This is a genomic window from uncultured Streptococcus sp., assembly GCF_938036805.1.
Lineage (GTDB): Bacteria > Bacillota > Bacilli > Lactobacillales > Streptococcaceae > Streptococcus.
On the sequence record NZ_CALHWC010000097.1, the window covers coordinates 1 to 7,010 of the forward strand.

Consider the following 7,010-nt stretch of genomic DNA (forward strand, 5'->3'; position numbering starts at 1 on the left):
GGGAAATTTGACGAAAATTGTTGAAAAGGCGATCCATCTCAAGGATTTGCTAACCATGGGACAGGCCATGACCAAGGCTCACGGCAAACTAGCCCAGTTGGGAGTTTCTTGCCAGCTATCTGATAATTTAGTCGAGCTGGCGCTTGAAAATGGAGCTCTCGGAGCTAAAATGAGTGGCGGTGGCCTAGGTGGCTGCGTGATTGTGCTAATAAAAGAAAAGAAAGAGGCGGAAGACCTAGCCCGTCTTTTGAGAGAGAAAGGAGCCAGCAATATATGGATAGAAAGCCTGTAAGTGTCAAGTCTTATGCCAATATTGCTATTGTCAAGTATTGGGGCAAGGCAGATGCTGAGCGGATGATTCCTTCCACTAGCAGTATTTCCTTGACTTTAGAGAATATGTACACCCAAACCCAGTTAAGTCCGCTTTCGGCTGAGGCTGCTGGCGATGAATTTTATATCGATGGGCAATTGCAAAGCCCAGAAGAGCATGCTAAAGTCAGTCGGATTATTGATCGTTTTCGGACGGAGCCAAGTGATTGGGTTCGGATTGACACCAGTAACAATATGCCTACAGCGGCAGGTTTATCCTCTAGTTCCAGCGGCTTATCTGCTCTGGTCAAGGCTTGTGATGCTTATTTTGGAACTCATTACAGTACCGAGGAGCTGGCCCAGTTGGCCAAGTTTGCTTCAGGTTCGTCAGCCCGCTCCTTTTTTGGTCCTTTGGCAGCATGGGACAAGGATAGCGGAGCAATTTATCCTGCGCAAACCGACCTGAAGCTAGCCATGATTATGTTGGTGCTTCATGATGAGAAAAAGCCGATTTCTAGTCGACTCGGTATGCAAGTTTGTGCTGAAACTTCCAAAAATTTTCAAGCTTGGATTGACCAGTCAGCTCAGGATTATCAGGATATGATGGCCTACCTAAAGGATAATGATTTTGAGAAAGTTGGGCAGTTGACCGAGGAGAATGCCTTGCGGATGCATGCAACGACAGAGACAGCTACGCCTCCATTTACTTATCTGACAGAGGAAAGCTATGCTGCAATGGACTTTGTTCGCCAGCTCCGAGGCCAGGGGCATCGTTGCTATTTCACCATGGACGCTGGCCCTAATGTCAAGGTTCTCTGTCTTGAAGAGGACTTGGAAGACTTAGTGCCCCTCTTTGCGGATCAGTACCGTCTGATTGTCTCCAAAACGAAGGAATTGCCTGATGGAAACTAAGATGCAAGTTCAGACCTGCGGAAAGCTCTATCTAGCTGGGGAATATGCTGTCCTGAGTCCTGGTCATGCGGCTTTGATTAAGAATATTTCCATCTATATGCGGGCAGAGATTGAGGCGGCGGACAGCTATGAGCTGGATTCGGATCTCTTTAGCCACAAAGCTAGTCTAGCGCCAGATGCGGACTATGCCTTGATTCAGGAGACCATTCAACTGATGCATGACTATCTCAGCTTGCTGCAACGCCCATTGCACCCCTTTATTCTGACTATCAAGGGAAAAATGGAGAAAGACGGTCGTAAGTTTGGGCTGGGCTCTAGTGGCAGTGTGGTTGTCTTGACGATCAAGGCTATGGCTGCCTTTTATCAGTTGAAACTAAGCTCTGACCTCCTCTTTAGACTAGCTGCAGTAGTACTTCTCAAGCGGGGGGATAATGGCTCCATGGGAGACCTGGCCTGCATTGTCCATGAGCAACTGGTTTATTATCGTTCTTTTGACCGGATGGCAATCCACCAGCGATTGGCTGACACAAGTCTATTAGAGATTTTGGAGCAAGATTGGGGCTATGAAATCAAGCCCATCCAGCCGGCTTTGGCCTGTGATTTTCTGGTTGGCTGGACGAGAGAACCAGCTATTTCTAGTGACCTTGTCAAGCAGGTTAAGTCGGGCTTGAACGAAGATTTCCTGAATCAGACCCAGCTTCAGGTGGATTGCTTGAAAGAAGCCCTTGAGTCTGCTGATAAGACAGCTGTAAAAGATAGCATATCGACTGCCAGCCAGCTTTTAGATAGGCTCAGTCCGCTGATTTACACGGAGAAATTACAGGCCTTAAGAGAGGCGAGTCAGGGCTTGGATTGTGTCGCTAAAAGTAGTGGGGCTGGCGGTGGAGACTGTGGCTTCGCCCTGTCTTTTGCTACTGAAGATAGCCAAACCTTGATCCAACGCTGGCAAGAAGCTGGTCTGGAATTACTCTACCAAGAAAGGATGGGTGCTCATGAGCCAAAGTCGTAAAGATGATCATATCAACTACGCCCTAGAACAGCCCCTTGGCTACAATAGCTTTGATGATATAGAATTAATCCATTGCTCTCTGCCAGCCTATGATTTGGCCGAGATTGATTTATCCACTCATTTCGCTGGGCGTGACTGGGATTTTCCCTTTTATATCAATGCCATGACAGGTGGAAGTCCAAAAGGGCGAGAAATCAATGAAAAACTGGCCAAAGTGGCGGAGGCCTGTGGCATCCTCTTTGTGACAGGTTCCTACAGTGCAGCTCTGAAAAATCCAGATGATGATTCTTATGCTGTGGCAAAGGATAAGCCTAGTCTACTCTTGGCCAGCAATATCGGTCTTGACAAACCAGTAGCAGCAGGCTTGCAGGCGGTGTCGGATTTGAAACCTTTGTTTCTCCAGCTACATGTCAATGTCATGCAAGAATTGCTAATGCCTGAGGGAGAGCGGACTTTCAGAACTTGGAAGCAGCATTTGGAAGCCTATGGAAAAGATTTTCCAGTTCCCCTTGTCCTCAAGGAAGTAGGATTTGGCATGGATCGGAAAACGATTGAGGAAGCTCAGGCACTAGGTATTTCAACCTTTGATATTTCTGGTCGTGGCGGAACGAGCTTTGCCTATATTGAAAATCGGCGGAGCGGTCAGCGAGACTATCTTAACGTTTGGGGACAGACCACAGCTCAAGCCTTACTAGCAGCGCAGGACTGGGTGGACAAGGTGGAGTTGCTGGCAAGCGGTGGCATTCGCCATCCTCTGGACATGGTTAAAGCCTTGGTTCTGGGTGCCAAGGCAGTTGGCCTTTCTCGGACTATGTTAGACTTGGTCGAAAAATATCCAGTCGAAGAGGTCATTGCTATTGTAAATGGTTGGAAAGAAGATTTACGGCTGTTGATGTGTGCCCTGTCCTGCCGCAACCTCCAAGAATTAAAATCCGTCCCCTATCTGCTTTACGGTCGCTTAAAAGAAGGAGCTGAACAGGTGCAATAATCGCTGGCTGGTATGCTTTGTATAGCTGATAAAATGCTTTGGCAGATCATTCAAAGAAAAGCGAAATTTATTCTTGCTATTTGCAAGGAAATCTAGTATAATTATTATTTGTGAGTGAACCTCACTTACCCCTTGCAGCGACTTGGGGTCATTAGACCAAAAGGAGGAACATATCAATGGCTAAATACGAAATTCTTTATATTATTCGTCCAAACATTGAAGAAGAAGCTAAAAACGCTTTGGTAGCACGCTTTGACTCTATCTTGACTGACAACGGTGCAACTGTTGTTGAATCAAAAGACTGGGAAAAACGTCGTCTTGCATACGAAATCCAAGATTTCCGTGAAGGACTTTACCACATCGTTAACGTTGAAGCAAACGACGATGCAGCTCTTAAAGAGTTTGACCGTCTTTCAAAAATCAACGCTGACATTCTTCGTCACATGATCGTCAAACTTGACGCTTAAGAAGGTAAATTATGATTAATAACGTTGTACTTGTGGGACGTATGACCCGTGATGCTGAACTTCGCTATACACCGCAAAACCAAGCGGTCGCAACCTTTACTCTGGCTGTTAATCGCAACTTTAAAAATCAAAGTGGTGAGCGTGAAGCGGACTTTATCAATGTTGTTATCTGGCGTCAGCAGGCAGAAAACCTTGCTAATTGGGCCAAAAAAGGCGCTCTAATCGGAATTACTGGTCGCATTCAGACTCGTAACTACGACAATCAGCAAGGCCAGCGTGTTTATGTCACAGAAGTCGTTGCAGACAACTTCCAGCTTCTGGAAAGTCGTGCAAGCCGTGAAGGGCAGTCTTCAACTGGCTTTGGTGGCGGTGGCTTCGGTGGAAATTCTGCACCAAGCTATGGCAATGCTGACTCGTTCAACCAAGTACCGAATTTTTCTCGTGATGAAAGCCCATTCGGCAATTCAAATCCAATGGACATTTCAGACGATGATTTACCATTCTAATAATGGACAAAACTAGAACTATAATATAAAGGAGAATAACATGGCTCAACAACGTCGTGGCGGATTCAAACGCCGTAAAAAAGTTGATTACATCGCAGCAAACAAGATTGAATATGTTGATTACAAAGATACTGAGCTTCTTAGCCGTTTCGTTTCAGAACGTGGGAAAATCCTTCCTCGTCGTGTAACAGGAACTTCAGCTAAAAACCAACGTAAAGTAACAACAGCTATCAAACGCGCTCGCGTAATGGCTTTGATGCCTTTCGTAAATGAAGACTAATGAGAGTCCCTGCTTCTAGCAGGGATTTTTGCTATCTTGATGATAGAAAGGGACAGTGCTATAATAGAAGAAACGATCAAGATATGGGAGGATTGCCATGACAGAAGCACTAGCCATCAGGAAGATGTTTTTTGAGGATATTGAAGGCTTATCGAATGCTTTTATCCAGCAAGGCTGGCCTGGCCGGAGAGAGATTTTAAAAAACTACTTTCTGGAGCAAGAGGCGGGTGAGCGCCAAGTTTTGGTGGCGGTTATTAGGGAATCTTTGGCTGGTTACATTACAGTTATTCCATTGGCAAAGCATGGGCCTTTTGCTGGTCTTTATCCTGAGTTAACGGATTTTAATGTTTTTGAAAGTTTCCAAAAGCGAGGAATTGGGACAGCTTTATTGGACAAAGCTGAGCAAGCAGCGCAGCATTATTCAGATGTTGTCAGCTTGGGAGTTGGCCTGCATAAAGGCTATGGTCCAGCACAACGACTATATGTAGGTCGCGGTTATATGCCAGATGGGTCAGGAGTTTGGTTTCAAAATCAGCCACTCACGCCCTATGTTTCGTGCGAGAATAACGACGACTTGGTCTTATACTTTTCAAAAAGGGCAAAATAAAAGAGGTTGCAAAACCTCTTTTTCTATGCTGCTTAGTATTTCGCTGGTCCCATAGTTGCACTCTTAATATTGAAGCGTTTCTTGAGGTAGAAACGGAGTGCTAGGGTGATCCCTCCGATGATGGCAACGACGATATTTGACAAATGCGGGTTGAGAGAGTCGGGCAGTAAGCTAGAACCAACAATTGAAAGGGTCCAAAGACCAATGGCTACTAGCATGATAAGGATAGATTTGAGTAGATGTGGACGCTGGCTACGGTCAGTATCTGGTCCGTAAAAACGGTAAACGAAATGATAGAGGGCGTAGAAAGCGAGACCACCGACAATACTACCAAAGATAAGTGTCGTCATGCCGTAAACAGAGGGTTTAGAAGATGCTAAATTGACGATGGAAGTCAGAACGGTGAAGAAACCGAAAATGAAGAGGACGGAATCCAGCATCATCCATTTTGGATCATCATTTTGCTTAGGATGCTCGGCATCATAGCGCTCCTTAGCAGTGAGAGAAGATGCCCAGTAAGTTGGTGCCCCATAGAGAGCACGGGCAGGGATACCCTTGGCTTGGTTTTCTAAAATGTTTGGAATGATTTCTTCTAAGATTGCTTTCACTTCTTCATCGGATTTGCCATCTTTGAGGAGTTGGTGAGTAGCAATGTGGAGAAATTCCTTATTTTTCTTGGTTAGTTTGTCTAATAATACTTGTGACATGGTGGTCCTTTCTGGTGGTTAGAATAATTTTTTATGGAAGAGGTAGAGGGTTAGAGAGCCGCTCAGAGCAAAGGCGATAAACATGATAATCCAGAAGGCATGGGGCTCACCATTTAGAGGTAGTTCATTATCTTTGAAGTTCATCCCATAGGCTGAGAAGAGCATGGTCGGGATGGACATAACAACGGTTACTAAGGCCAGTGTCTTCATGACATTGTTCTGGTTGTTGGAAATGATGGACGCAAAAGTATCTGTCATGCTGTGGAGGATGTTTCCATAAATATCAGCCATCTCAATGGCCTGCTGGGTCTCAATCAGGGTGTCTTCCAGCAAGTCCTCATCTTCCAGATATTTTTTGATATTGCTGGTGGCACTGGTCAATTTTTTGATCACGCGCTCGTTGGTTTTGAGGGAAGCCTTGAAATAGACGATGGTTTTTTCCAACTCCATGAGCTCAATCAGTTCTTCATTTCGAGTCGACTGGTGCAATTGGCTCTCAATCTGCTCGCTCTTACGGTCAATGGAACGCAGGGCCGTCAGATACAGCTCGGCATTGCGGTAGAGAATCTGAAAGATAAAACGTGATCGCATGAAAGTGTAAAAGTTGCGCAGTTGTCGATTGATGAAAATATCGAGCAGGGGCAATTTTTCCAAGCAGGTCGTGATGATGGCATCTTCCGTGATGATAATACCAAGCGGGATGGTGACATAGTAAGTCTGGTTATTCCGTTCCTCTGTGATGGGCACATCCACGATAATCAAGGTGTAGTCATCTTCGATGGTAACCCGAGACATTTCCTCGGCATCGAGTGGTGCTCGTAAGTCAGCAATATCAATGCCAAAAGCATTTGCGATTTCTAAAGATTCATTCTGGGAAGGATTGACCATATTGATCCAAGTTCCCGATTCAAGTGTATCAATTTCCTTGAACTCGGTTGTTGTTGATAAAAATACTTGTTTCATATCTCCTCCTAGAATCGTTTATAAGCACCGTCTTATTATACTACAAATTCTAGTCTTTTGGGCAAAAGTTTGCAGAAAAATTTGCTATAATAGAGGAAGTTTAAAGGTAAAGTGTGGACTAGATGCAAGATAAAATTGTGATTCATGGAGCGCGAGCTCATAATTTAAAAAATATTGATGTGGAAATTCCCCGAGACAAGCTGGTCGTGGTGACCGGTCTGTCTGGTTCGGGCAAGTCCAGTCTGGCTTTTGACACCCTCTA

General features: G+C 45.1%; 9 protein-coding genes and 1 pseudogene. 8 read left to right on the forward strand and 2 right to left on the reverse strand.

The features are described from left to right. The 8 genes and pseudogenes from Q0191_RS03890 to Q0191_RS03925 form a co-directional block, all read left to right on the forward strand. Positions 1–292 (forward strand): annotated as a pseudogene (locus tag Q0191_RS03890) (mevalonate kinase); the annotation flags it as partial. After that, positions 274–1,221, forward strand: a complete 948-nt coding sequence (mvaD, locus tag Q0191_RS03895) for a diphosphomevalonate decarboxylase (RefSeq protein WP_297664017.1) — start codon at positions 274–276, stop codon at positions 1,219–1,221. The pseudogene Q0191_RS03890 and the gene mvaD, both read left to right, overlap by 19 nt. Beyond that, the gene (locus tag Q0191_RS03900) at positions 1,211–2,230 is read left to right on the forward strand and encodes a phosphomevalonate kinase (RefSeq protein ID WP_297664019.1); all 1,020 of its coding nucleotides are present in this window, start codon (positions 1,211–1,213) and stop codon (positions 2,228–2,230) included. Before mvaD ends, Q0191_RS03900 begins: the two co-directional genes overlap by 11 nt. After that, positions 2,214–3,218 (forward strand): type 2 isopentenyl-diphosphate Delta-isomerase, encoded by a 1,005-nt coding sequence (fni, locus tag Q0191_RS03905; RefSeq protein ID WP_297664021.1) that lies wholly within the window; start codon positions 2,214–2,216, stop codon positions 3,216–3,218. Before Q0191_RS03900 ends, fni begins: the two co-directional genes overlap by 17 nt. Before the next feature lie 176 nt (positions 3,219–3,394). Continuing rightward, positions 3,395–3,685 carry a 30S ribosomal protein S6 gene (gene rpsF / locus Q0191_RS03910; RefSeq protein ID WP_002896497.1) on the forward strand — a complete coding sequence of 97 codons (291 nt, stop codon included), beginning with the start codon at positions 3,395–3,397 and terminating at the stop codon, positions 3,683–3,685. Positions 3,686–3,696: 11 nt separating this feature from the next. Beyond that, on the forward strand, positions 3,697–4,191 hold the full coding sequence (locus tag Q0191_RS03915) for a single-stranded DNA-binding protein (protein ID WP_297664023.1): 495 nt from the start codon (positions 3,697–3,699) through the stop codon (positions 4,189–4,191). Between the two features lie 40 nt (positions 4,192–4,231). Then, entirely contained in the window at positions 4,232–4,471 is a 240-nt protein-coding gene (rpsR, locus tag Q0191_RS03920; protein WP_000068664.1) for a 30S ribosomal protein S18, read from the forward strand. 97 nt (positions 4,472–4,568) lie between these two features. Continuing rightward, entirely contained in the window at positions 4,569–5,078 is a 510-nt protein-coding gene (locus Q0191_RS03925; RefSeq protein ID WP_297664025.1) for a GNAT family N-acetyltransferase, read from the forward strand. A gap of 32 nt (positions 5,079–5,110) precedes the next feature. On the opposite strand, the gene Q0191_RS03930 is transcribed toward Q0191_RS03925, so the two are convergent. Then, entirely contained in the window at positions 5,111–5,785 is a 675-nt protein-coding gene (locus Q0191_RS03930) for a DUF1129 domain-containing protein (protein ID WP_297664027.1), read from the reverse strand. An 18-nt stretch (positions 5,786–5,803) separates the two neighbouring features. After that, positions 5,804–6,748, reverse strand: coding sequence for a magnesium transporter CorA family protein (locus Q0191_RS03935; RefSeq protein WP_111694586.1), 945 nt, complete (start codon positions 6,746–6,748; stop codon positions 5,804–5,806). Between the last annotated feature and the right edge of the window lie 262 nt (positions 6,749–7,010).

Bases quoted from the DNA above. Each gene is read 5' to 3' on its own strand.
- Q0191_RS03930 (WP_297664027.1), bottom strand. From the start codon at position 5,785: ATGTCACAAGTATTATTAGACAAACTAACCAAGAAAAATAAGGAATTT.
- Q0191_RS03925 (WP_297664025.1), top strand. From the start codon at position 4,569: ATGACAGAAGCACTAGCCATCAGGAAGATGTTTTTTGAGGATATTGAA.
- mvaD (WP_297664017.1), top strand. From the start codon at position 274: ATGGATAGAAAGCCTGTAAGTGTCAAGTCTTATGCCAATATTGCTATT.
- Q0191_RS03915 (WP_297664023.1), top strand. From the start codon at position 3,697: ATGATTAATAACGTTGTACTTGTGGGACGTATGACCCGTGATGCTGAA.
- Q0191_RS03935 (WP_111694586.1), bottom strand. From the start codon at position 6,748: ATGAAACAAGTATTTTTATCAACAACAACCGAGTTCAAGGAAATTGAT.
- rpsF (WP_002896497.1), top strand. From the start codon at position 3,395: ATGGCTAAATACGAAATTCTTTATATTATTCGTCCAAACATTGAAGAA.
- fni (WP_297664021.1), top strand. From the start codon at position 2,214: ATGAGCCAAAGTCGTAAAGATGATCATATCAACTACGCCCTAGAACAG.
- rpsR (WP_000068664.1), top strand. From the start codon at position 4,232: ATGGCTCAACAACGTCGTGGCGGATTCAAACGCCGTAAAAAAGTTGAT.
- Q0191_RS03900 (WP_297664019.1), top strand. From the start codon at position 1,211: ATGGAAACTAAGATGCAAGTTCAGACCTGCGGAAAGCTCTATCTAGCT.